Origin of the sequence: Paenibacillus albiflavus (assembly GCF_004344915.1) — a bacterium.
GTDB lineage: Bacteria > Bacillota > Bacilli > Paenibacillales > NBRC-103111 > Paenibacillus_AM > Paenibacillus_AM albiflavus.
Genome location: NZ_SKFG01000002.1, coordinates 255,175 through 279,674 on the forward strand (window position 1 = coordinate 255,175; position 24,500 = coordinate 279,674).

22 protein-coding genes and 1 riboswitch are annotated in these 24,500 nt (G+C 41.3%); of the genes, 19 read left to right on the forward strand and 3 right to left on the reverse strand.

All coding sequences use genetic code 11. The features are described 5' to 3' along the window. Positions 1-46 precede the first annotated feature (46 nt). The 5 genes from E0485_RS04360 (at position 47) to E0485_RS04380 (ending at position 7,013) form a co-directional block, all read left to right on the forward strand. Positions 47-1,732: a peptide ABC transporter substrate-binding protein gene (locus E0485_RS04360; RefSeq protein ID WP_132416743.1), complete on the forward strand. Its 1,686-nt coding sequence runs from the start codon at positions 47-49 to the stop codon at positions 1,730-1,732. A 19-nt stretch (positions 1,733-1,751) separates the two neighbouring features. Then, complete coding sequence (locus tag E0485_RS04365; RefSeq protein ID WP_132416744.1) at positions 1,752-2,285, forward strand: peptidylprolyl isomerase; 534 nt, start codon at positions 1,752-1,754, stop codon at positions 2,283-2,285. 171 nt (positions 2,286-2,456) lie between these two features. Further along, the gene (gene modB, locus E0485_RS04370; protein WP_132416745.1) at positions 2,457-3,128 is read left to right on the forward strand and encodes a molybdate ABC transporter permease subunit; all 672 of its coding nucleotides are present in this window, start codon (positions 2,457-2,459) and stop codon (positions 3,126-3,128) included. 116 nt (positions 3,129-3,244) lie between these two features. Next, positions 3,245-4,162, forward strand: a complete 918-nt coding sequence (locus tag E0485_RS04375) for an S-layer homology domain-containing protein (RefSeq protein ID WP_132416746.1) — start codon at positions 3,245-3,247, stop codon at positions 4,160-4,162. Positions 4,163-4,328: 166 nt separating this feature from the next. Then, a complete protein-coding gene (locus tag E0485_RS04380; RefSeq protein WP_132416747.1) occupies positions 4,329-7,013 on the forward strand; it encodes an EAL domain-containing protein in 2,685 nt (894 codons plus the stop codon). Positions 7,014-7,178: 165 nt separating this feature from the next. On the opposite strand, the gene E0485_RS04385 is transcribed toward E0485_RS04380, so the two are convergent. Next, a complete protein-coding gene (locus E0485_RS04385) occupies positions 7,179-9,314 on the reverse strand; it encodes a heavy metal translocating P-type ATPase (RefSeq protein WP_132416748.1) in 2,136 nt (711 codons plus the stop codon). Positions 9,315-9,520: 206 nt separating this feature from the next. On the opposite strand from E0485_RS04385, the gene E0485_RS04390 reads away from it, so the two are divergent. The 8 genes from E0485_RS04390 to E0485_RS04420 all read left to right on the forward strand — a co-directional run bounded on the left by E0485_RS04390 (position 9,521) and on the right by E0485_RS04420 (position 16,431). Next, positions 9,521-9,892, forward strand: a complete 372-nt coding sequence (locus tag E0485_RS04390; RefSeq protein WP_132416749.1) for an ArsR/SmtB family transcription factor — start codon at positions 9,521-9,523, stop codon at positions 9,890-9,892. 135 nt (positions 9,893-10,027) lie between these two features. Further along, the gene (locus tag E0485_RS25420) at positions 10,028-10,183 is read left to right on the forward strand and encodes a hypothetical protein (RefSeq protein ID WP_235857403.1); all 156 of its coding nucleotides are present in this window, start codon (positions 10,028-10,030) and stop codon (positions 10,181-10,183) included. 81 nt (positions 10,184-10,264) lie between these two features. Continuing rightward, a complete protein-coding gene (locus E0485_RS04395) occupies positions 10,265-10,969 on the forward strand; it encodes an acetamidase/formamidase family protein (RefSeq protein WP_235857405.1) in 705 nt (234 codons plus the stop codon). Positions 10,970-11,009: 40 nt separating this feature from the next. Beyond that, on the forward strand, positions 11,010-12,059 hold the full coding sequence (locus E0485_RS04400; protein WP_132416887.1) for a P-loop NTPase family protein: 1,050 nt from the start codon (positions 11,010-11,012) through the stop codon (positions 12,057-12,059). Between the two features lie 22 nt (positions 12,060-12,081). Beyond that, complete coding sequence (locus E0485_RS04405; protein WP_132416888.1) at positions 12,082-12,963, forward strand: amidohydrolase family protein; 882 nt, start codon at positions 12,082-12,084, stop codon at positions 12,961-12,963. Positions 12,964-13,146: 183 nt separating this feature from the next. Then, positions 13,147-15,363: an anaerobic ribonucleoside triphosphate reductase gene (locus tag E0485_RS04410; protein WP_132416750.1), complete on the forward strand. Its 2,217-nt coding sequence runs from the start codon at positions 13,147-13,149 to the stop codon at positions 15,361-15,363. After that, positions 15,360-15,857 (forward strand): anaerobic ribonucleoside-triphosphate reductase activating protein, encoded by a 498-nt coding sequence (gene nrdG / locus E0485_RS04415; protein WP_132416751.1) that lies wholly within the window; start codon positions 15,360-15,362, stop codon positions 15,855-15,857. Before E0485_RS04410 ends, nrdG begins: the two co-directional genes overlap by 4 nt. 13 nt (positions 15,858-15,870) lie before the next feature. Continuing rightward, complete coding sequence (locus E0485_RS04420) at positions 15,871-16,431, forward strand: sugar O-acetyltransferase (RefSeq protein ID WP_132416752.1); 561 nt, start codon at positions 15,871-15,873, stop codon at positions 16,429-16,431. A gap of 159 nt (positions 16,432-16,590) precedes the next feature. Here E0485_RS04420 and E0485_RS04425 read toward each other — a convergent pair whose 3' ends face one another. Continuing rightward, complete coding sequence (locus E0485_RS04425) at positions 16,591-16,989, reverse strand: hotdog family protein (RefSeq protein WP_132416753.1); 399 nt, start codon at positions 16,987-16,989, stop codon at positions 16,591-16,593. A 182-nt stretch (positions 16,990-17,171) separates the two neighbouring features. Here E0485_RS04425 and E0485_RS04430 point away from each other — a divergent pair, with 182 nt between their 5' ends. The 5 genes from E0485_RS04430 to E0485_RS04450 all read left to right on the forward strand — a co-directional run bounded on the left by E0485_RS04430 (position 17,172) and on the right by E0485_RS04450 (position 22,279). Then, entirely contained in the window at positions 17,172-17,885 is a 714-nt protein-coding gene (locus E0485_RS04430; protein WP_132416754.1) for a phosphonate ABC transporter ATP-binding protein, read from the forward strand. A gap of 113 nt (positions 17,886-17,998) precedes the next feature. Beyond that, a riboswitch (cobalamin riboswitch) is annotated at positions 17,999-18,194 on the forward strand. 173 nt (positions 18,195-18,367) lie between these two features. Further along, a complete protein-coding gene (gene nrdI, locus E0485_RS04435; RefSeq protein WP_132416755.1) occupies positions 18,368-18,745 on the forward strand; it encodes a class Ib ribonucleoside-diphosphate reductase assembly flavoprotein NrdI in 378 nt (125 codons plus the stop codon). A gap of 10 nt (positions 18,746-18,755) precedes the next feature. Next, on the forward strand, positions 18,756-20,810 hold the full coding sequence (gene nrdE, locus E0485_RS04440; RefSeq protein WP_235857416.1) for a class 1b ribonucleoside-diphosphate reductase subunit alpha: 2,055 nt from the start codon (positions 18,756-18,758) through the stop codon (positions 20,808-20,810). A gap of 14 nt (positions 20,811-20,824) precedes the next feature. Further along, positions 20,825-21,820, forward strand: a complete 996-nt coding sequence (gene nrdF / locus E0485_RS04445; protein ID WP_132416757.1) for a class 1b ribonucleoside-diphosphate reductase subunit beta — start codon at positions 20,825-20,827, stop codon at positions 21,818-21,820. A 129-nt stretch (positions 21,821-21,949) separates the two neighbouring features. Next, the gene (locus E0485_RS04450) at positions 21,950-22,279 is read left to right on the forward strand and encodes a hypothetical protein (protein ID WP_132416758.1); all 330 of its coding nucleotides are present in this window, start codon (positions 21,950-21,952) and stop codon (positions 22,277-22,279) included. 89 nt (positions 22,280-22,368) lie between these two features. On the opposite strand, the gene E0485_RS04455 is transcribed toward E0485_RS04450, so the two are convergent. Beyond that, on the reverse strand, positions 22,369-22,899 hold the full coding sequence (locus E0485_RS04455) for a pyridoxamine 5'-phosphate oxidase family protein (RefSeq protein WP_132416759.1): 531 nt from the start codon (positions 22,897-22,899) through the stop codon (positions 22,369-22,371). 114 nt (positions 22,900-23,013) lie between these two features. Here E0485_RS04455 and pdxR point away from each other — a divergent pair, with 114 nt between their 5' ends. After that, positions 23,014-24,435 (forward strand): MocR-like pyridoxine biosynthesis transcription factor PdxR, encoded by a 1,422-nt coding sequence (gene pdxR, locus E0485_RS04460; RefSeq protein WP_132416760.1) that lies wholly within the window; start codon positions 23,014-23,016, stop codon positions 24,433-24,435. Positions 24,436-24,500: the final 65 nt, after the last annotated feature.

The window sequence follows — 24,500 nt, forward strand, 5'->3', positions numbered from 1 at the left end:
TCATTTATGCCATACATCATTTTAAATTAATTAAGGGGGAATATCTGTGTTAAAGAAGAATGGGAAGTTTATGCTACTTGCACTTATGATTCTGACACTTGTTGTTGGTTGCAGCAGTTCACCAAAGACAGAAGTAAAGGATGCAGGCAATGCAACTCCAGCACCCGAAGCGACTAACGCTCCTACAGCAAGTGGAGACACACAAAAGATTGTTTATGTACTCAATAATGAAGCGGATAAGCTTGATCCAGGTCTTACGGCCGAAACTTTTGCAACACCTATTATTTCAAATGTGTTCGAAGGTTTAGTCCAAATGAATGATAAATATGAGCCATTGCCTGGTGTTGCCAAGGAATGGAAAGTAAGTCCGGATGGTCTTGTATACACTTTTACATTGAGAGATGATGCGAAGTGGTCTGACGGCAGCAAGTTGACTGCCAAAGACTTCTTCTATTCTTGGAAGCGGGTAATGACTGCCGAAACAGCATCTGATTACTCATTTATGATGTATCCTTACATTAAGAATGGGGAGAAGTTCTTCAAAGGCGAAGTGAAAGAAGATGAGCTTGGAATCAAAGTCATCAATGATACAACGCTAGAAGTTACATTAGAAGCACCATCACCGTATATAATGCAATTATTTGCTTTCTCTTGCTATATGCCTGTGCAGCAGGCAGCCGTAGAGAAGGATAAAGATGCATGGCATCGCAAAGCGGAAACATTCATCAGCAATGGTCCTTTTAAAGTGAAGGAATTGAAGTTTGGTGAGTCATATACGCTTGTAAAGAACGAGAATTATTGGGGTAAAGACAATGTAAGGCTAGAAGAAGTTAAATTCAGTATCGTGCCAGAAATGGCAACAGGTCTTACGGCAATGGAATCCAAGAAAGTAGATGGAATCAATGGCGTTCCAACAGCTGAAATCGCTAGATTAAAAGCAGGCGATGATCGCTTCATCGTGCTGCCAGCACTAGGAACAACCTATTACTTGCTTAACAACAAAGTCAAGCCTTTAGACGATGAGAAGGTTAGAAAAGCGCTTGCTCTAGCCATTAATCGCAAAGAAATCGTTGAGAACGTTACACAAGGCGGTCAGCAGCCTGCTTTTGCACTGATTCCAAATGGAATGACGCTTGAAGGCAAAGACTTCAGAGAAGCGGGTGGCAGCTATGGCTTAACAGAAACAGGTGACGTCGAAGCAGCTAAGAAGCTGCTTGCAGAAGCTGGTTATCCAGATGGCAAAGGCTTCCCAAAACTATCCCTAAAATATTACTCCGGCGATATTCCGAAGAAAGTAACAGAAGCTCTACAGCAAATGTGGAAGAAGAACTTAAATATCGATTTGGAATTGAAATCTTCCGAATGGAAGGTATACTACAAAGAAATTCAAGATTATGATTACGGCATTGCATCGATGGGTTGGGGTGGCGACTATGCACATCCAATGACATTCCTAGATGTATTCAATTCAAAGAGTCCGAATAATATGACGAACTGGGGTAGTAGCGATTATGATCAGCAAGTTGATTCAGCTAAGAAAGAGCTAGACCCTGCTAAGCAACTAGAGGCGATGCATAAAGCGGAAGATATTCTGATGAATGAAATGAGAATTCTTCCTGTATATCACAGTACGAATGTCATGATGATGGCAGAATATGTTAAAGGCTGGAATCGAAATATTCTTGGTAATATTTACTTTAAAGATGCATATGTAGAAGGCAGAGGCAAGTAAACTGGAGGAGAGTTATAAGATGCAGAATAATCCAATCGTTACCATTAACATGGCCAATGGGAAGCAGATCAAAGTCGAGCTTTATCCAGACCTTGCACCGAATACAGTGAGGAACTTTATACAACTGACAACGAGTGGCTTCTTCGATGGTTTAACTTTTCACAGAACGATTTCAGGCTTTATGATTCAAGGTGGCGATCCACTAGCATGCTGTGAAGGAGGACCTGGCTATTCCATCGTTGGAGAGTTTACCGAGAATGGCCATCTAAATGATCTGAAGCATACGGAAGGCGTTATCTCAATGGCAAGAACCGATGACCCGAACTCCGCAGGTTCACAGTTCTTCATTATGCACAAGCCAGCAGCTAGACTAGATGGCAAATATGCGGCATTTGGCAAAGTGATCGAGGGTTATGATGAAGTTGAGCGTATTGCGAACGTCGAGAAGGATGAAAAAGACAAACCGCTAGAGGCGCAGCAAATGACATCAGTTATTGTTGAATTGTTCGATAAAGTGTATGACAAACCAGAGATAATTCCTGATCAAGCATAACAAGATATTCATTAGAAAGGCTATTCCATAGGCAATCCATTGCTTATGGGGTAGCCTTTTCATTATACTTAGACAAAGAAGCTTAAAACAATAATTAGTGGTGTTAACGGCGAGACACTTGAAAGAGGTAATTGAATTGTATAATGAAATCGCAACGAGCGAGTCAAGCCTATGACGCCCATTATTCATTGGAATGAATTTATGTCACCGATATGGTTATCGCTGCGAGTATCCATCGTATCCAGCGTGATCGTCTTTATACTAGGCATTATTGTCGCAAGAATGATGACTCGGCGGAAGGTAAGGGGCAGAATCTGGATTGAAACTTTTTTCATGCTGCCGCTTGTCCTGCCACCTACTGTAGTAGGTTTCATTCTGCTAGTTTTGCTTGGTAGAAGAGGCTTCATAGGAGAAACAATTGAATATTTATTTAGGCAGCCGATTATCTTTACATGGATTGCTGCTGTAGTTGCTGCTGTTGTTGTTGCTTTCCCGCTCGTATATCAGACAATGAAAGTTGGATTCCAGTCGGTTGATCCTAGTTTGGAGGATGCAGCAAGATCCAACGGTGCTAATGAATGGCAGGTTCTATGGCATGTTACACTGCCTTTAGCTTCAAGATCGCTATTTGTTGCTTTTATACTTGGTTTTGCAAGAGGACTTGGAGAATTTGGAGCGACACTGATGGTAGCAGGGAATATTCCGACAAGAACGCAGACACTGCCGACGGCAATTTATGTGGCTGTTGATACGGGCAATATGCAGCTTGCTTGGTTATGGACAATCGCAATTATGATCATTTCATTCTTGCTGTTAATGATCACGAATCTCAAAAAGAGCTGATACTGCGCATAGTTTGCATAATTTAGGCTTATAATGGTGTAGACAAACATATATTTTGACTATTGTAACTTATCTCATTATTCCTCCGTCTATATAGATGAAAGGAGAGGATAATAATGAAGTTAAAAATCAATCGCATCATGATGCTAGCACTTGTATTTATCATGATGTTATCAACATCTGCATATGCCTTCGAGGATATTAAGGGTGATCCTGCTGAAGCTAGCATTATGAAGCTGAAGGAAGCTGGTATCGTGAGTGGAGAAGATGCAAAGCATTATAATCCCCAAGGTAAAGTTTCATTTGCACAAGGCGTTTCTTTGATTACGAAGGGGATGGATTTAAACATTAATCACATTAAATTTGTAAAAGCACCTATGGCCAGTGATTATTTTTCATCCGTACCTAACGACGCTTGGTATGCATCGGCATTTATCAACGCGCATCTGAATGGTCTGCCGATTGACCGAGATGTGGATCCAAACCAAGCGATGACGAGGGAGCAGTTTGCGAATCTGCTTAAACATGCGATCGATGAGAAGGGAAGCTATCCCTTGATCCAGATTTACTTGGAGATTGCCGACATGGATGAGGTTCAGCAAGACTATGCAGCAAGTGTCCAAGCGATAACGATTCTTAAAATTGCCCAATTAGACGACAAGCAGAAATTCTATCCGAAGGAAGCGATCACTCGTGGTCAAGTTGCAGGGTGGGTTGACGCAGCCAGAGAATTTGTCGGTAAGATGAAGCCAATAATCGTGTCTGGAGAGCGTCCTGAGTATACAAAAGACATCACCATGAAAATTGAGAAGGAATCGAGCAATGTGAACAAAGTAACCATTACATGGCATGATCGTCCGAACTCAGGGTATGGCATTGTGATCAAAGGCATTGAATTTACTAGTAAAAATGAAGCGATAATCACATATGACCTGCAGTTTCCTACGAAGGGTTCGAATTACTTAACTGTCATATCGAATCCCACAGCCATTACTTATATTTCAAACCAGTACACCCCCGTACTTAACCCGTAAGCGTATTTACTTTGTATATTTATTGAATATAGGATAGGACATGGATTACTTCGGTAGTCCATGTCCTAATTTTCTGTGCAATATAAATTGTTTAAGGGTAGAATGATAGTATGTGAATTAATTCATTTGCTAGATATCGAATCATTCGAAAGGATGGAACGATCATATGGATGACATTGAACGATACTCCAACTATCAATTCAAAAGGGGTAGCTTAAAGGAAATGTTGCATTTTGATGCGTTGACAGGTCTCTATAACAGAGGCACGACTGAATACTTGATTTGTAAAGTGATAGAGACAGAAGGACCTGATGCTTTGCATGCTATGATTGTGCTGGATTTGGATAATTTCAGGACAATTAATGATGATCTTGGGAATCAATTTGGTGATCAAGTGTTAGCGAATACGGCTAAGAGATTACAGACGATACTCCGAAACAGTGATATTGTCGGACGTATTGGCGGAGATGAATTCGTTATTCTCCTCAAGGATATTAAATCGCCTGAAACAGCAGCCCAGAAGGCGGAAGAGATCGGGCGGATCATTGGTGAAGCGCATGAAATTAATGAGCATACGATTCAACTTTCATCCAGTATGGGGATTGCATTTTATCCGTTTGATGGAGTTATGTATGAAACTTTGTTTGAAAAAGCGAATATTTCTCTATATGAAGATAAGCGGAAGGGGAAGGAAGGCGATCGAAAGAGCAATAAACCAAATTTGAGAAATTACGAAAATCAGTTGGTAAAGTATGCGTTTGATCTAATGGGAGAGACAAAAGATGCAGATGATGCGATCAAGCAATTGCTAGGTAAAATTGGAACTGAGCTAGATTTAAGTAGGGTTTATATAGGGGAATTCATTCATGAATGTGATCATATGGAAATTTCGTATGATTGGCACAAACAACTTGTTCCATCTATTACTAGTTTCGATATAAATACATACACTTGGAAGCAATATATACGGAAATACTATGAGAACGGTATATTTATATGCTCGGATTGTACAGATGCAGGTTTACCTGAAGCATTTAGAGAATTGTATGATTGCTTAGGAATTAAGTCGCAAATATCAAGCTTAATCGTCGTTAAGGGCGTGACGAAGGGGTGCATAAGCTTTGATTCTTGCAAGGAAATGCATGCATGGACACAGCAGGAGATTGAAGTGATCACCACCTTATCCGATATAATCGGAGAATATTTGCTGAACATGCGGACGGTGCAGCAGCTAGAAAATGAAAGGCGGATAACAGAAGCCATGCCTCAAGATCAGAATGTGCTTACATTCGTCTTTGAACCGAAGTCGCATAATTTGATCTATATGAGTCCTAATCTAAAGCAGATATTTCCGAATGCAAGAGCTGGAGAATCCTGTTACCAAGCGTTTGCTTCAAAAGACGGTTCTTGTCAAATTTGTCCGATTCGGATGGAAAGCGGGGATGTTGTCGAGGTATTCAATGATAAGGTTGGCTGGTGGCTAAGCTCTAGCGCTAGCGAAATCGAATTTAAGAATGGACAGAAGGCTCGAGTGATCTCAATGACCGATATAACTGATTTTAGGGAGCGGATGGTTTCAACCGATGCGTTAACAGGAGTGTCTTCATTCACAAAGTTTGGCGAGGACATAAATTCTTTATTTGAGGAAAATAATGATGAGCATTATGCATTGATGTTTACAGATTTTGATAAATTTAAATATATAAATGAGGAGCAAGGCTATAATATTGGAAATCGTGTGCTGATATCATTTGCTAAATTGTGTTCCTCACTACTTACTGAGCAGGAATACATCTGTCGATATTCTTCTGATATATTTATCACGCTAATTAAATACCAGGATCTTGATGGACTGAATGAACGGCTTATCAACGTATATCGTAAAATTGATGAATGGAAAAAAAGTCATTTTAGCGGTTTTACAATCTCAGTAATTAGTGGAATCTATCTTGTTCAACCGGAAGATCGCGATATATCAACGATTCTGGATAAAGCGAATATGGCGAGGAAGTCGATCAAAGGCTCCCATAATCGTCCATATGCCTTCTATGACGACAAGCTTCATGAGCAAATCATCAAGGAAGAGCGGATTGAGCTGCTAATGGAAGATGCTTTAGCTAATCAAGAGTTTATCGTATATTTGCAGCCGAAGGTAAATCTCATGACAGAGCAGATCATTGGAGCAGAGGCGCTTGTCCGCTGGCAGCGTCCTAACGGGAAGATGATTACACCAAATGATTTTATCCCGTTATTCGAGAAAAATGGGTTTATTAAACAGCTGGATTTCTACATTTATGAACAGGTCTTTGGCTATTTAAGGAAGAGAATGGATGAGGGAAAGTCAGTTGTACCGATATCGGTTAACGTCTCTGGTGTCCATATCAATGATGAGCAATTTGTACCCAATTTAACTGATCTGCTCAATCAATATCAGATTCCACCTCGAATGATTGAGCTTGAGCTAACCGAAAGTATTTTTATCGGCGCACTGGATGAACTGATAAAAACGCTGAATAAGCTAAAAGATGCGGGCTTTATTTTCTCGATTGATGATTTTGGAAGCGGCTATTCATCGCTTAATCTGCTCAGACATTTGCCGATCGATATTATGAAGCTCGATAAATGCTTCTTTGATGCAGCTAATATTACCAAAATCACACCGAAGGAAAAAGCAGTCTTATCGAACATTATACGGCTCGGCAAAGATCTCGATATTCTCGTCTTATCTGAAGGTGTAGAAACGAAGGAGCAAGCTGATTTCTTACGAGAATTCGGATGCGATCTTGCTCAAGGCTATTTGTTCGCGCGTCCAATGCCACTCGCGGAGTTCAATCTATTGTTGGAAAAGTAACTGAGATAGAAAAGGGGCGTCACCTAAGTCATTTATTGACTGAAGTGACGCCCTTTGTAAGTGATATAGAATTTATAACATTCGTCTAATAAATTCTAAGTATCACCTTAAGAAACGCTGCCGTCTTTAAAGACAGCGAAGCCGTTTCTCTTGTTGTGAAGAGTCTTAACTCTCGATGTGATGTTTTTTCGATTGGATTAATACAGTTAAGCTAACCAAGCTAACGAAAATTGTTGCGCCCATATCGGATAGTATCGCTATCCATAGGGTGAGAAGACCAGGAATGGTAAGCAGAAGCGCGAATATTTTGAGCCCGAGTGCTACACCTATGTTAAATTTAATAATCCGATTGACTTTCTTGGCAATCGATACTGCTTCTGGCAGCCTTCCAAGATGATCTTGCATTAAGACAATATCAGCGGTTTCAATCGCACTGTCTGTTCCCTTGCCCATTGCAATCCCTAGATCAGCCGAAGCAAGAGCAGGGGCGTCGTTAATTCCATCCCCGATCATAGCAACTTTGCCTTCTTTGGCAAGTGCTTTGACCTTATTGACCTTATCCTCAGGAAGTAATCCGCCGTAATAGTCCGTCACACCAACCGCTTTGGCTACTTTCTCAGCCGTTTTGGCATGATCTCCTGTTAGCATTACTGTTTTGTTGATACCCGATTGGTGTAAGGCGGCAATGACGGCTTTACTCTCAGCGCGGATCTCATCCGCGATACCGAAAATACCTAGAATCTGCTCATGATCTGCAACGATCACTAGCGTTAATCCTTGATCCTTCAGTGAATTAATCTCACTCTGAATCGAAGCGGGTACGTTCAAATGCAATACCGTTTGTTCATTCCCTAATGAATATTTAACGCCGTTAATTGTTGCTTGAATGCCACGACCTGTCACGGTTTGAATATCTTGAAGTTTGTAAGGCGTAACTTCATGATCTGCAATTTTCTTCATAACGGCTTTAGCAAGTGGGTGAGAAGAAGCATTCTCGATGGCCGCTGCAATTGAATAGAAGCGGTCCTCATCATATACGATAGCTTGCTCTACATGCGGTTCACCTTTAGTCAAAGTACCTGTTTTGTCAAATGCCAGTGTTGTAATTTTCCCTAATTGCTCAAGATATACACCGCCTTTAACGAGAACGCCATTGCGTGCATTGCGTGTGATACCTGAAACGATTGCGATTGGTGATGCAAGAATTAACGCACAAGGACAACCTACAATAAGAACAGCCAAGCCTTGATATAACCAGTGAGTCCAATCACCACCAAGGAGTAGTGGAGGGACGAGCATTACAATGGCAGCGATGATCATAATGATCGGTGTATAGTATTTTGCAAATTTGTTAATGAATAGTTCAGTTGGCGTCTTCGTTTCTTGCGCTTCTTGAACTAAGTGAAGAATTTTGGCTAGAGAAGAATCTTTATATGCTTTATTAATTTGAATTTGTAGAAGTCCTTCATTATTAATACTTCCACCATATACATTCTCGCCTACAGCTTTCTCAACAGGGAGTGATTCGCCAGTAATCGCTGCTTCATTCACTGAACTTCTGCCAGCGCTTACGGTACCATCAGATGGTATTTTGCCGCCTGGTTTAACAATGACGATATCGCCAACAGCAAGTGATTTAATTGGAACAATGATTTCTTCACCATTCACCAGCTTAATCGCTTCTTTGGGAGCAACCTGAAGTAGAGTTTCCATCGAGCGGCGAGCCTTCTCCATTCCAAGGCCTTCAAGCAATTCATTAAGTCCAAAAAGTATGGCGACTAAAGTTGCTTCTTTCCATTCACCGATAGCAACTGCGCCGATTAATGCGATAGACATTAGCGTATCAATATTGAATTCCAAGCGGAACAAGTTTTTGATCCCACGTATGAACGTTGTATAACCGCTGATAATAATAGCTAATAAGTACATCGGGATGGTAATATAGCTTGAAATATTGCCGTCTAAGAAGAATGCCGCGATATAAATAGCAGCAGATCCGATCAGCAATCGCAGCATCGTTGAATTACTACCGTGGCTGTGATCATGTCCGTGTGAGTGACTGTGATCGTGGTGATCATCATGCTCATGATGATGAGACTCCATTTCTTCTTTTACAAGATAAGCACCATCGGTTTTTAAAATTTGCTCAACCTTCGTCATTGATATTTCAGGGTTTAACATTAGTCTACCCGTATTGTAGCTTAGAGTAGCCGTATCCCCGTGTTCAAGCTTTTGAATTTCTCGTTCTATCTTTGCTGCGCAATTTCCACAAGATAGGCCTTTGACTTTGAACTCATTCATTGTGCCAACCTCTTTTCAATTAAGTAGGAGATATAATATATGAATACTTGCTCATATGATATTCCTTGTCATAAATTTTGTCAATATTAAAATAGACTATTTTCCAAATTAGGTTGCCCAATAGTAATCATTCCGTATAAGGCATTCTTTTGCTATAATATGTGACAAGAGAATTGAATTAAGATCGATTGAAGAAGGTGAAATGGATGGAACAACCTATCGTAGTTACTGATGATTGTGATTCAACTTGTGAGGGAACGAATACGGATTTAGAGCAAATAAAAGCGGGAATGATTGAAGAGCACTATGCAGTTCAGTTAGCCGATTGGTTCAAAGCATTCAGTGATCCGACTCGTGTTAAATTGATTTATGCTTTATTGCAAAAAGAATTATGTGTCCATGATTTAACTGTCCTGCTGGATATGGGGCAGTCCGCTGTATCGCATCAGCTTCGCTATCTTCGGAATATGCGAATCGTTAAGCGGCGTAAAGTGGGGAAGACGGTATTCTATTCCTTGGACGATACCCACATTGAAGAGATCTTTAATCAGACTTTACAGCATACCAAACATGTTTGATTAGCAAGATGAATCAGGAAATGAAACTGATTCATTTTTTTGTGTTTAAAATGTGAAATTTCTGAAAACTAGTTGCTCTTTGGCGTAATTACATTTACTATATAAAGTAAGTCGATTACGTAAGGAGGCAGCATTATGAGTACTCATGTCATTTCATTATGCCAAGACAACTTGATTGGTTCTTTCACACAAGAAGCAGGTTCCATGTTAACGATTCAATCAGGCGATCGTCTGCAGTTTGCATTGCTTGATGCCAGTTGGGGGACAGGTGTCAGCTACCAAGAACGTTAAAAGCCATTTACTTTAAGGGAGAAAATTGATAGGGGTCACTCGTTAGTAGGTCCGATCTATGTCGAGGGAGCAAAGAAGGGAATGACGCTAGAGATTCAGTTGAACGAAATCCAGATTGGACGATATGGATTTACTGCAGCAGGATTTTACCCGAATTGGCAGAATAAGCAGCTTAAGCTCACCGAATTCCCAGAAATTATTTTGGAGTGGCAGTTGGATCCAGATTCGATGAAAGGAACTTGTGTGTTGAAAGAGAAGGTGTTTGCCGTTGATCTCAATCCCTTTCTTGGTGTGATCGGAATGCCTCCAGAAGAGACGGGAATCCATTCGACGTTCCCTCCACGATATTGTGGCGGCAATCTGGACTGTAAGGAACTAGTAGCGGGAAGCACATTATATCTCCCGATATCCGTTGATGGAGCTTATCTCGCGCTTGGTGACGGTCATGCTGCACAAGGGGATGGAGAAGTAAGCTGCCAGGCGATTGAATGCCCGATGGAGCTTGTTGACGTAACGGTGAAGCTGAATAAAGAGCTAAAGCTAAAAAATCCAAGAGCGAATAAGCCATCAGGCTGGATTACATTCGGCTTACATGAAGAATTGAATGAGGCGACTGTTCAAGCATTGGATGGAATGCTAGATTTAATAGGAGAATTGTATGGATTAGACCGAGTGCAAGCCATTGCAATCGGAAGCTCGGTAATCGATTTAAGAATCACGCAAATTGTTAATGGCGTTAAAGGTGTGCATGCCTGCTTGCCGCATAACGCCATCACAATTAAGTAATCGCAAGCATTTTTCTATTTTATATAAGGAGGTTATGATCATCGAAGATCTTCAGCTTAACGTTGCACTACTCCGTAAACGAGTGCCGAATTTGACGACAGCAGCCAAGAATGTTGGATTACGACCAGCTACCGTATCGAATCTCTGTACAGGCAAAATTCCAATTGGTCGGGCAGAGGTCCGTACATTAGTAACACTGGCTAACCTTGCGGGTTGTACTTTGGATGAACTTATCTTAAGAGGGGGAAGGTTGAGTATGATTGAAACAGGAATTAAGGTGCTGGATTTATTCGCTCCGCTTGTAAGAGGGGGAACGATGGGGATTATCGCAAGACCAGGAATGGGGCAGCTCGTGATGCTTGGAGAATTATTCCGCCGAGTGAAGCAGCGTAGTTATGTAACGATCCTGTGGCTGCCGAAGGAGCTAGTGCCAGGCATTGAGGATTGTGTTAATGAAGCCGAGCATACATGTTCATCCATAGACGAGCTTGCTAGCTTGGTTATGGATTTGAGAGCTCAGCATGATGTTTTTATAGGGGCAGATCGGAGCACTGTATTATCTGGTGAATTAGCAGCTCTTCGCGAGCGTATTCAAATGCCTGGTGTCATGCCTGTAACGATCGCTTTAGTTGATTGTGCTGGTGAATCAGTGGATGAAGATGCTCCTTACGGACCACTTGATACGTTATGGAAATTCGATATGGATTTGTCAACGCGGCACTTCTTTCCTGCGGTTAATCCGATTGCATCGACCTCTATTATTCTCGAAGGTGCGCAATTAGAGGCAAATCATCTTGCTGTACAAGGACGCGCTCGTAAACTAATGCGTCGTTATCGCGAGTTAAGACCGCTGGTTATGGCTAAGGGGATTGAAAGCTTAACAGGTGAAGATAAGATGATGTATGAGCGCGGAGAGCGTTTAGAAGCTTATTTTACACAGCCATTCTATATTGCCGAGCCATATACAGGTAAAGCGGGTGTTTCGGTATCTCTACAAGAGACAATCGAGAACGTACAAGGTATAATGGATGGAGTCGCCGATCATTATGACATCAAGGAGTTGACCTACATCGGTAAATTAAGCAAATAGCAGGTGATATTTAAGCATGAAGATGAAAATAATTGACGCACATATCCATTTATCGCGAATTGCCAGCTTTCAGCATACGGCTGATCATAAATCATTCGTCACCTATACGAGTGAAGGGCTGAAGCGAGAATTTGATGAATGCGGCGTTGTACTTGGAATTGGGATGGGCGTAACCGAGCAGACTGATGGCGCATTCCCCGATTATACTTCGCCGAATCCGATGCCGCTTGATTTAGAAGATGAACTTCCAGATTTTTTGCTGGAGTGTGTCGGAATTAATCCGAATCTTCTCATAAATGATCGCGCAGAGCGTGAAATACAAGCGATAGAACTGGCATTACAAAAGCCAACAACAGCGGGCATTAAGCTATATGCAGGCTATTATCCTTATTATGTGTATGACAAAGTTTATGGCCCGATTTACGAGCTTGCAGCACAATACAAGGTACCTGTCGTTATTCATACCGGCGATACGTATTCACCTCGTGGCTTGCTAAAGTATTCTCATCCGCTTACAGTTGATGAACTAGCAGTGGCGAATCGAAATGTTAACTTTATGATCTGCCATATCGGTGACCCGTGGGTAATGGATGGAGCAGAGGTTATTTCGAAGAATGATAATGTATTCGGGGATATTTCTGGATTACAAGTAGGTAATCAGGTGTTGTTCAACAAATTTCAAAATGAGCCTTTGTACATGGATCATTTGCGGAGAAGTCTTGTTTTTGCCGATCGTTATGATAAAATTCTGTTTGGTACAGATTGGCCGCTTGCCCCAATAGATGTGTACATTAACTTTGTAAAAATGCTAGTGCCTGAGCAGCATTATGAGGATGTGTTCTATAACAATGCATTCCGTGTTTTTCCGAAAGTGCAGGAGCGATTAGGTAAGAACAATGCCTAAGGTCTTATTGACAATTCACTAGATATTGATATACTCTTGTTGAATATCAACTACATATAGTAGGCATTTCTTCTTTATGTGCAAAAGGAGATTTGCCTATTTGTTTGCGAGATATTGTGATATTTTTCACACATAAGTTATTGGATCTGCAATACCCATCATTCAGAGAAAGAAGGCTTATGGATGTACGTAATTAAGCGAGATGGCAAGCGTGTAGCGTTTGATCCGACAAGAATTTACCAGGCAATTGAAAAAGCAATGTGTGAGACAGGGATTATTCATTCTGAGTTGTGCCTTTCGGTCGCCCAATCGATTGAAGCGTATGCGAGAGATGCTCAGATTGATTTAACAGTCGAACAAATTCAAGATCTGGTAGAAGAAGAGCTTATGAAGAGCAAGCGCAAGGATGTCGCTAAGAAATATATTTTGTATCGCGATAAGAGAACCGAAGAAAGATTCAAACGCACACAGTTGTATCAGGTAGGCCAGAACATTGTACACACGCTAGATATGGATTTGATTAGGGAGAATGCGAATTTGAATGGAGAATCGTTCTCTGGCAAAATGTCCAAGTTCGGATCAGAGTTTGCTAAGTGGTGTGTAAATTTCTCCTTGCCACAGCATATAGCTGATGCAGTAGAGTCAAATTATCTTTATATCCATGACCTTGATCAATATTTGATTGGAACGACGAATTGCATTTTCATTCCATTCGGTCAATTGCTGAGAGAAGGTTTTAGTACGAGCAACGGGTCAATCAGACCACCGCAATCTATTATGACGGCTGCAGCGCTCGTAACGATCATTTTCCAGAATCAACAAAATGCGCAATACGGAGGCGTTAGTGCGAACATGATTGATCATGACTTAGCGCCGTATGTCGGTAAGTCATTTCGTAAACATTTTGCCAAGGGACTTCAGTATTTACACGAAAATACAGCAAGCAGAGAACTGATCGCTGAAGATTGTATTTGTATGGAGAATGAATGGCTGCAGGAACAATACCCGATTACGTATAATTATGCTCTGAATGAGACCGTTAATGAAACGTATCAAGCGGCTGAGAGTATGATTCATAACTTGAATACGATGAGCAGCAGGGCGGGTGGTCAGATCCCATTCAGCTCTGTGAATTATGGAACTTGCACATCACCAGAAGGCAGATTGCTTATTCAGGCGATACTGGAATCAACGATCAGCGGACTCGGTAATGGAGAGACTCCGATCTTTCCGCAACAAATTTTCAAGTGTAAAAAAGGCATTAACCAGCGCCCAGAAGATCCGAACTATGATCTCTTTCTTCTGGCAGTAGAGTGCTCGGCGAAACGTTTGTATCCGAATTTTGCCAATATCGATGCGCCGTTTAACTTGCAATATTATGTGGAGGGCAATCCAGATACGGAATTTGCCACGATGGGTTGTAGAACACGTAATATCAGCGATCGATTCGGGTGGAATCATTTATCAGGCAAAGGGAATTTATCGTTTAACACGATTAACCTTGTACACATAGGATTAGAGCATGGAATAGCGTTAGGGGAGCGTACAGAAGCGGATGAGGAGAAGTTCAACTCTGCGCTCGATCATGCTATGCAGAAAGCCCTAGATGCACTGCTGCATCGATTCGAGATTCAAGCTGTGCAGAAGGCGAAGGCATCTGATTTTATGATGCGTGAAGGGGTCTGGAAGAACGGCAAGACGATCAGGGAATCTGATTCCGTGCGGGAACTGATCAAGCATGGTTCATTATCGATTGGCTTTATCGGACTAGCCGAATGTATGAAGGCGATGTATGGGAAGCATCATGCTGAAGATGATGCCGTTTATAAGCGTGCACTTGAAGTGATCCAGAGAATGCGCAGCAATTGTGATCGATGGTCAGAAGAGCATGACCTGAATATTTCGCTATTCGCAACGCCTGCTGAAGGACTATCAGGCAAATTTGTGAAGAAGGATAAGCAGATATATGGCAGCTTGGAAGGAATTACAGATCGTGCGTATTACACGAATTCCTTCCATGTACCGGTATATTACCATCTCTCAGCTGCACGTAAAATTGAGCTGGAAGCCCCATTCCATGAGCTATGTAATGCAGGAGCAATTTCCTATATTGAGCTGGATGGGAATGCACGCAACAATCTGGAGGCATTCCGTAAAATTGTTCAATATGCCTTAAATAAGGATATTAGTTATTTCTCCGTTAATCATCCGATTGATCGTTGCCATGCTTGTGGATATGAGGGGGTTATTGGAGATACATGCCCGAACTGTCATGCAAATGAATCTGAACAAAGCTTTAGTCGCTTGCGACGCGTCACTGGCTACTTGACAGGCTCGTATACGGAGAGATTCAATCCTGCCAAGCAAGCAGAAGTACGAGACCGAGTTAAGCATCTATGAATATATGTGGTTTCTATCCAGAAAGCATCAATGAAGGTTCAGGTATTCGAGCTGTCGTCTTTATTAGCGGGTGTAGGCATTACTGCCCAGGCTGCTTCAGTCCTAAAACATGGAATTTTGAGTGTGGGAAGCCCTTTGATGAAGCCGAGCAGCAGCGTATAATATCTGATATCCAAAGTAATCCTTTAATAGATGGACTGACAATATGTGGAGGAGATCCGTTCTTCTCTGCACCCGAGTTAATACCGTTCGTGCAGCACTTTCGTGCTGCATGTCCAGACCTTACCGTATGGGCATATAGTGGTTATATGTTTGATGAAATTATGCAAGATAAGGCAATGAAACCATTGCTAATGCTATGTGATGTGCTGATTGATGGACGGTTTATCTTGGAACAGAAGGATTTGACATTGCCGTTCAGAGGCAGCCGTAATCAACGAATAATTGATGTAAAACGTAGTGTTAGTGAAGGCAAAGTAATTGAGCTGAAGTAAGGAAGGTGTCAAGATGAAGTCAGAAAAAGAAAAAATGTTAGCTGGGGAGCTCTATAATGGTGCAGATGAACAGCTTGTACTTGAAAGAGAGCATGCTAGGAAGTTAACCAGGCTCTTTAATCAAACCAATGAAACAGAACATGCTGAGCGCCTAAGCATACTCAAACAATTATTTGGCTCGACCGGCGACAAACTTTATATAGAGCCAACGTTTCGATGTGATTACGGATCTAATATTCATGTTGGGGAAAACTTCTACGCGAATTTCGATTGTGTCATTCTGGATGTAGCGGAAGTTAGGATTGGTGATAATTGCTTATTCGCACCTGGCGTTCACTTGTACACGGCAGGTCATCCGCTTGACCCTGTGACAAGAAGCAGTGGATTAGAATTTGGTTACCCGATTACGATTGGAAATAATGTTTGGATTGGCGGAAGAGCCATTGTTAATCCTGGCGTCACAATTGGTGATAATGTGGTGGTAGCTTCTGGAGCAGTTGTAACGAAAGATGTGCCAGCCAATGTCGTCGTAGGAGGCAATCCCGCACGCATTATTAAACATATAGAAGTGTAAGGATGCGAAGTATTAATCAAGAGCCTCTAGAGCTTAATTGCGATAGGGGCTTTGATCTTTTGCGTATTATAGAATTTATAACTTACGTATCATAAATTCTAAGTAATACCTTAAGAAACGCACCCGCCTTTAAGGAGGGTGTATTCGTTTCTTCTTGTGTCAAGACGATGATGTTTCTACCTGATCTCGAATGATGCCATGGCTAGAGCCGATTAGTACTTCTTTGCCATTTTGATTATGATAAATGGATTGAAGCGCTACTTTACGATAGCCGTCGCACTGCTCGACACTCGTAATGGTTACTTTGCAAGTGATCGTATCACCAGTAAAGACGGGTCTTATATAATCGCTGATCATTTCTTTGCCTATGTAATTGAGATCGCCACCGATTTTGGTTCCTATACTTGCCGTATGCAAGCCATGAACCATCAATCTGCCTTGCTCATCTGGCTCAATATGATGCTTGCCGCGATCGCCTGTTAATTCAGCAAACATTATCGTGTCATGCAAAGTGAATTTACGAGTCCATTCAAAGATGTCTCCGACATTTAACTCCATAAACAATGAACCTCCTCTTATTGTTTAACCCCAGAATTTTGCTGCTGAAACCTAACAATTTATACCTAGTACAAAAGAAGTAAGCTTTTTTAGTCAATTTTATTATATAATTGGTTGTATGCATTTAGAAGAGCAGCTACCAACGATCGGATAAACGCCGTAAAAGGAGAATATAGCGTCGTATGATTATTGTTAAAGGCTTAAAGAAAAAGTACGGAAATAATCAAATATTATCAGGTGTTGATTTTGCAGCATATGCTGGTGATTTTATCGTGCTTCTGGGAACTAGCGGCAGCGGCAAGAGTACGGTATTTCGTTGTATGACGCTTCGTGAGAGCTGGGATGAGGGCGAATTAATCTATAATGGTGCAAATGTCGATAAGTCATCCTGGAAAGAAAAGCTAAAATTACGCAAAGAATGGGCTTATCTAGAGGAAAAGCCGAATCTAAACAAGAATCGCACGGCATTAAAGAATGTCATCAGTGGACGATTCCTAATGACATCGATCTGGAAACTGCTCGGGGTAGAAGAGAAGTTTGATGCCCTTGATATGTTAGATAAGGTAGGCTTGCAGAACAAGGCGCATCTAGTACTGGACAAGCTTAGCGGTGGGGAAAAGCAGCGTGTAGCAATCGCCAAGGCACTTGTTCAAGGTGCCAAAGTGTTAGTGATGGATGAACCGATTACTGGACTTGAACCCGAATCTGCGACTAGAGTCCTGGATGACTTGAAAAATTTATGCGAGACGCAAAATATTACGGTTATTTGCACCTTGAATCAGATTAATTTGGCAGAGAAGTATGCTAATCGCATTCTCGGGCTTTCTGACGGCAAAATTGTCGTTAACGTGAGTGGAAGACGTCTAACCCAGCGTGAAAAAGATCTTATTAACTGAATTTTAATCAAATAAAAAATTACTTGCTTTTCGTCCAAAAAATCGGTATGCTACAAATTAACGCGATATCTAGTATAGAGACTAGTGATGGACTACTAGATATAGACGAATGGAATAACCAAGGGGTATAAGGTGTCGCTCGCGACTTGATAGGGAATCTGGTGTGAAACCAGAGCTGTCCCCGCAACTGTAAGTGCGGATGAATTGAACATAACCACTGTATATGCTCGTCTGATGGCAGCTTATATGGGAAGGGTTCATGTAGGATGAAGCACGAGTCAGTAGACCTGCCTATTCTCCTTAAGTTTCAAAATCTTCGGGGCATGAGAAGTTGAAACGATGTAGCAGATCGATCCTTGATCGGTTGCTTTATTTTGCTGCGTCGTTTTGGACAACCCATCTTATGCGAGATGGGTTTTTTGCTGTGATGATCCTTCCTAGTAGCGGTCATTACACAGGCATCAAGAATAAGGAGTGGTAACATGCTCATCGTTTATGATTCGAAGACAGGGAATGTGAAGCGATTCATACAGAAGCTTGACATGAAATGTGTTCAAATCACCCCAGACTTAGAGATTGATGAACCTTATGTTTTAGTTACATATACGACTGGATTCGGACAAGCTCCTCAGGCGACACAGAATTTCCTTGCGACGCAAGGGCATTTATTGCAAGCGGTCGTCTCCAGCGGAAATATGAATTGGGGAACGAGATACGGACTGGCAGCAGACCATATTGCTAGGCAGTATGAAGTTCCGATACTGATGAAGTTTGAGTTAAGCGGAACAAACAAAGATGTGATGAAGTTCAAACAGGAGGTTAGTCAAATTGTCTACAATCGCAAAGTGGATTCAGCTTAATAACGAAATTATGGTGCAAAAGAACGGAAGCTTCCAATTCGATAAGGATCGTGAAGCAGCTAGAAGTTATTTTGTAGATTATGTAAATCAGAATACCGTATTCTTCCATAACCTGGAAGAGAAAATCGGTTATCTGCTAGATAATGAATACTATGAGAAAGCTATTTTCGATCAATATGAGTTTGCAGATGTGAAGCGTTTATATGAATATCTCTATTCCAAGAAGTTCAGATTCCCGTCTTTCATGAGCGCATTCAAGTTTTATAACAACTATGCCTTGATGACAGATGACGGAACGAAGGTCCTGGAACGTTATGAGGATCGTATTGCAGTCGTTTCCTTGTTTCTAGCTAGAGGGGATATGCAAAAGGCGATGAACTATGCGGACATCCTAATTTCCCAAGAGTATCAGCCAGCAACGCCAACATTCCTGAATGCGGGTAAAAAGAGACGTGGCGAGTTAGTAAGCTGCTTCTTGCTTGAAGTGAATGATTCGATGAACTCGATCGGCTTTGCGATCAATTCCGCCTTGCAGCTAAGTAAAATTGGTGGCGGTGTGAGCTTGAACCTTAGTAAAATTCGCGGTGCAGACGAGCAAATTAAAGGGCTTGACGGTAAGGCAAGCGGAGTTTTGCCTGTTATGAAGTTGTTTGAGGATGCATTCTCATATGCGAATCAGCTTGGACAACGCGATGGCAGTGGTGTCGTATATTTGAATATTTTCCATGCGGATATTCAAGAATTTTTGGATACGAAGAAGATTAATAGTGATGAGAAAACGCGGATTAAGACACTATCATTAGGCGTCGTTGCACCGAACAAATTCTTTGAACTAGTAGAGAATGATAAGGATATGTACTTATTCTATCCACTTACAGTGTTCAAAGAGTACGGTAAGCATCTAGATGATATGGATATTACTGAAATGTACGATGAGCTTGTGAATAATCCAAATGTACGTAAGAAGAAGATTGTGGCAAGAGATCTGATTTTGAAAATAGCCCAGACGCAAATGGAATCTGGTTATCCATACATTATGTTCGTCGATAATACGAATGAATATCATGCACTCAAAGAGCTTGGCCGTGTTAAATTCTCGAATCTGTGCAGTGAAATTGCGCAGTTAAGTGAAGTTTCTACGATCAATGATTACGATGAAGAAGATATCATCAATCGGGATATTTCCTGTAACCTAGGCTCACTTAATATTGTGAATGTCATGCAGAATAAACGGATGAGAGCTACCGTTCATCACTCGATGGATGCACTAACGGAAGTGAGTGACCGTTCGAATATTCGCATCGTACCATCTGTTGCTAAGGCGAATCGTGAGCTTCACTCCGTAGGTCTTGGAGCGATGAACCTTCATGGGTACTTGGCGAAGAATAGAGTAGCCTATGAATCGAAGGAAGCAAAAGATTTTGCAAGAACATTCTTTATGATGCTGAACTTCTATTCCTTGGAGCGTTCGATGCTTATTGCCAAGGAACGTCAAGAGACGTTCAAAGACTTTGAACAGAGTGAATATGCGAATGGCAATTATTTTGATCGATATTTAGAGACAGATTATTCACCAGTTACGGACAAAGTGAAGCAATTGTTTGAAGGACACGAGATTCCAACGTTAGAAGACTGGAAACGTCTGAAAGAGCTAGTAGCCGAGCATGGTCTGTATCATGCCTATCGTTTGGCGATTGCGCCAACTGGGTCTATTTCGTACCTACAATCTTCGACTGCATCCATTGCACCGATTACGCAGAAGATTGAGGAACGCGAATATGGAGATTCGAAGACGATCTATCCAATGCCATTCCTAAGCGAAGAGAACTATTTCTATTATAAAGAAGCTTATGATATGGACATGTTCAACCTGATTGATCTCGTAGCAGAAGTTCAAGTGCATATTGACCAAGCGATTTCAACGATTCTGTTTGTCAAAGACGATTTGACGACTCGAGATCTTGCCAAGTACTACATTTATGCACAGAAGAAGGGGCTTAAGACGCTCTATTATACAAGAACGCGCAAGAAGACTATCGATGAATGCGTAAGCTGCGTCATCTAAGGGGGATATAACCGATGAATAGATTTGAAGCAGTTAACTGGAACGCACCTGAAACGGATTATACGGAGCTCTTGTGGACGCAGAATACGACGCAATTCTGGTTAGATACGGAAATTCCGATCTCTAAGGATTTAAAAACTTGGTCCAAAATGAATATCAACGAACAATTAACCTACATGCGTGTATTAGGTGGCTTAACTCTACTTGATACAGAGCAAGGTAATGTAGGCATGCCGATGATCGCGCAATTCGTACAGGAGAAGCAGAAGAAAGCGATCTTGATTTTCCAAGCGGCAATGGAGGAAATTCATGCGAAGAGCTATAGTACGATTTTCACAACGGTAGCTAGCGCTGAGATGATTAATGAAACGTTCGAATGGGTTAAAGATAATAAGCAATTACAGTATAAGACTTCGATCATTGACGGCCTATACCGTGATATTAAGCCAGGTGATGGATTAAGCTTGTACAAAGCGATGGTTGCTTCTGTATTCCTTGAGAGCTTCTTGTTCTATTCAGGTTTCTTCTATCCATTATACCTGGCAGGTCAGGGTAAAATGGTTGCAAGTGGAGAAATCATCAAGCTGATCATTCGTGATGAAAGTGTACACGGTGTATTCGTAGGCTTGCTTGCGCAGGAAGTATACAATAGCTTAAGCATTGTAGAGAAGCAGTCGGCTAATGAATTCGTACCAGCGCTGCTTGATGATCTATACCATAATGAGCTTGAATACTCCGAGAAGCTGTACGATGAAATCGGCTTGACTCATGAAGTAAAGAAATACATTCGTTACAATGGGAACAAAGCAATGATGAACTTAGGACTTGAGCCTGTATTCCCAGAGGAAGAAGTGAATCCTGTTGTCTTGAACGGTATTCGTACCGAGACAAGCACGCATGATTTCTTCTCCACAAAAGGTAATGGTTATCAGAAGGGTAAAGTTGAACCTTTGCAGGACAAAGACTTTACATTCCTGAACGATCGAGTTAAGCAATCGCAAATTTTCTAATTAGATAATCAAGGGCTATTCTTAGTAAATTTTACTGAGGGTAGCCCTTTTCTAATGAATTTGATTGTCATATAATTACATAATAGATGATTAAAGGTAATTATGTTGAATTGCAAAGGAGAAAATTGAGTGAAGATATCTAAGATGATTACGATATTACTCCCTGCACTTGTCATGGTTGTATACTTATTGATATTTAATTATGATTTGCTGGGTATTTCAGGTTTAAATCGGAAGGGTTGGTTGCTAACGATTTTGCCAGCAGCTTTCTTGATCCAAGGGATCGCTAGCGTAATAACGAAGACAAATATTTTCGTAACGTTAATCGTATCCTGTCTTGCTTATTTCGGCTTATTATACTTGAGTCTTGAAACCTCAGATATAAGCTACCTGATCTTGTACTTAATTGTTTATGCAGTTGGGTATGTGATTGGATGGTTTGTGAGGAAGTCTAAGTAATCTGAATGATGTAAGGCTCGTAGGAGCGGGTTATCAAACCATGATGTTTCAACAAATGTTGAAGTATCATGGTTTGTTTTATTGTTTCTTCACTTATTTTTCTCCTCAAACATATGATCAGGTTTAACTGGATTATCTTTGGCTGAAATTGTTTCAGGCAGAATTCGATAGATGAGGGCTCCGCTTCCATAGGAAGAGCGATACTTATCCACGTGATTTTTAGATAAAGGTCGATCATAATATCCTGGTACATATTTATTTAGCATTTGTTGCAGGGCAGCAGTCGCTTCATCCAGATCAGTTACGCGTTCCCCTCTACCGAACAACATGACACTCATATACGCTGTATCCGTATGAGCAGGAACAGGATCTGTGATTGTCCCATATGCCTGACTCACCGTAAAACAGACATTCGGATTGTTATCCATCATCGTAACCTTACGTCCTGTATCTGCTCCATGAAAATAAATTCTCTCATTCCACCACACATAATTAAGAGGCACGACGTAAGGTTGATCGTCATTAGCTAGACCGAGAAAGCCAACCTCTGAAGTGGATAGGAAATGATTGATCTTGTCTTGGTCCAAGCATTCTCTACGGCTATATCGAATGGTATTCATTTTCACAAATCTCCTTTGCATTCAAATTCTATATTGGTTATTATAGGGAATAATTGACCACTTCAATAGATACAATTATGAGTTATTTAACCAGTACAGATTGGGGCTGTCCGGATGGATATTAGTCTACATTTAGATGATAACAGGCATGAACCGCTGTATATTCAGCTTTATCAATATTTTAGAGAAGAAATTACAACGCTCAGAATTGCACCTGCCACGAGATTACCATCGATACGCCAGTTATCGGAGTTTTTGCAAGTAAGTAAAACAACGATTCAAATGGCGTATGATCAGTTGCTTGCAGAAGGGTATGTTGAGAGTAGAGAGAGAAGCGGCTATTATGCTGTTAAGTTAGAGGATGAGGCATTTGGTTCGATTCGCCCAAATCATCAGAAAAACTTGGCGGCTATTGATCGATCCATGAAATCTCATCCGATTGATATTGATTTCTATATGTCTAGCGTAGATGTGCATCATTTTCCTTTTGATACTTGGCGTAAATATACGAATATGGCGACAACCTTTGAACAGAAGGAACTATTAGCTTATGGAGATCGGCAAGGTGAGTTTGAGCTGCGTAACTCGATTAGTCATTACCTGCGCCAATCACGTGGTGTGAATTGTACACCAGACCAAATCGTTCTGGGATCTGGCACACAAACCGTGCTGCAAATTTTATGTCAACTGATCGGGTTAGATGGTAGACGTGTCGCAATTGAGGAGCCAGGTTATCGTGGTGCACGTCAGGTATTTCAATTGTTTGGGTATAAGCTGGTTCCGATCTCTCTGGAAGAGGATGGAATTAGTGTGCATGAGCTATCACGAAGTGACGCGAAACTCGTCTATATCACACCTTCACACCAATATCCAATCGGAATGGTTATGCCAGTTCAGAAGCGTCTTAAGCTGCTTCGCTGGGCGGAAGAGAATCAAGGGATCATCATCGAAGATGATTACGATGGAGAATTTAGATACCGCGGCAAGCCTATTCCGTCATTGCAAGGGCTAGACACACATGGTTTGGTTGTCTACGTGGGTACATTTTCCAAGTCGTTAATGCCAGCAATTCGAATCAGCTATATGGTATTGCCAACGCATTTGCTTACTATCTATCAACAGAGATTTAATTCCTTTGACCATACCGTATCCAGATTACATCAGCGCACCTTACAGCTATTTATGGATAATGGAGAGTGGGATCGTCATATCCGAAGAATGCGCACCTTGTATCATAAGAAGCATGCATTTCTTTTGCATACGATAAAGACTGTGATGGGCGAGCATGTCAACATCATGGGGCAGGACGCAGGGCTGCATATTGTAATAGATGTCAAAAGCACAATTCCTGCAGATGAACTAGTAGAGATTGCAGCACGTGCTGGTGTTCAGGTCTACAGTACGTCGCATACTTGGCATCAGTTGCCGCCGAAGGAGCAAATTTTGATTCTATTAGGTTTTGGTGGGCTATCGATGGAGCAAATCGAGCAGGGGATTAAGCAGTTGGACGAGGTATGGAGGGTGTTCTATTTATAGTAAAAAAATGATTGTCAAAGATTGGTATCATATATTATCATAATACATAGATATTCGATGCATAG

Bases quoted from the DNA above. Each gene is read 5' to 3' on its own strand.
- E0485_RS25420 (WP_235857403.1), top strand. From the start codon at position 10,028: ATGAGTACTCATGTCATTTCATTATGCCAAGACAACTTGATTGGTTCT.
- pdxR (WP_132416760.1), top strand. From the start codon at position 23,014: ATGGATATTAGTCTACATTTAGATGATAACAGGCATGAACCGCTGTAT.
- E0485_RS04430 (WP_132416754.1), top strand. From the start codon at position 17,172: ATGATTATTGTTAAAGGCTTAAAGAAAAAGTACGGAAATAATCAAATA.
- E0485_RS04405 (WP_132416888.1), top strand. From the start codon at position 12,082: ATGAAAATAATTGACGCACATATCCATTTATCGCGAATTGCCAGCTTT.
- nrdI (WP_132416755.1), top strand. From the start codon at position 18,368: ATGCTCATCGTTTATGATTCGAAGACAGGGAATGTGAAGCGATTCATA.
- E0485_RS04425 (WP_132416753.1), bottom strand. From the start codon at position 16,989: ATGGAGTTAAATGTCGGAGACATCTTTGAATGGACTCGTAAATTCACT.
- nrdE (WP_235857416.1), top strand. From the start codon at position 18,756: ATGGTGCAAAAGAACGGAAGCTTCCAATTCGATAAGGATCGTGAAGCA.
- E0485_RS04420 (WP_132416752.1), top strand. From the start codon at position 15,871: ATGAAGTCAGAAAAAGAAAAAATGTTAGCTGGGGAGCTCTATAATGGT.
- modB (WP_132416745.1), top strand. From the start codon at position 2,457: ATGACGCCCATTATTCATTGGAATGAATTTATGTCACCGATATGGTTA.
- E0485_RS04365 (WP_132416744.1), top strand. From the start codon at position 1,752: ATGCAGAATAATCCAATCGTTACCATTAACATGGCCAATGGGAAGCAG.
- nrdF (WP_132416757.1), top strand. From the start codon at position 20,825: ATGAATAGATTTGAAGCAGTTAACTGGAACGCACCTGAAACGGATTAT.
- E0485_RS04390 (WP_132416749.1), top strand. From the start codon at position 9,521: ATGGAACAACCTATCGTAGTTACTGATGATTGTGATTCAACTTGTGAG.
- E0485_RS04385 (WP_132416748.1), bottom strand. From the start codon at position 9,314: ATGAATGAGTTCAAAGTCAAAGGCCTATCTTGTGGAAATTGCGCAGCA.
- E0485_RS04395 (WP_235857405.1), top strand. From the start codon at position 10,265: ATGACGCTAGAGATTCAGTTGAACGAAATCCAGATTGGACGATATGGA.
- E0485_RS04410 (WP_132416750.1), top strand. From the start codon at position 13,147: ATGTACGTAATTAAGCGAGATGGCAAGCGTGTAGCGTTTGATCCGACA.
- nrdG (WP_132416751.1), top strand. From the start codon at position 15,360: ATGAATATATGTGGTTTCTATCCAGAAAGCATCAATGAAGGTTCAGGT.
- E0485_RS04455 (WP_132416759.1), bottom strand. From the start codon at position 22,899: ATGAATACCATTCGATATAGCCGTAGAGAATGCTTGGACCAAGACAAG.
- E0485_RS04380 (WP_132416747.1), top strand. From the start codon at position 4,329: ATGGATGACATTGAACGATACTCCAACTATCAATTCAAAAGGGGTAGC.
- E0485_RS04375 (WP_132416746.1), top strand. From the start codon at position 3,245: ATGAAGTTAAAAATCAATCGCATCATGATGCTAGCACTTGTATTTATC.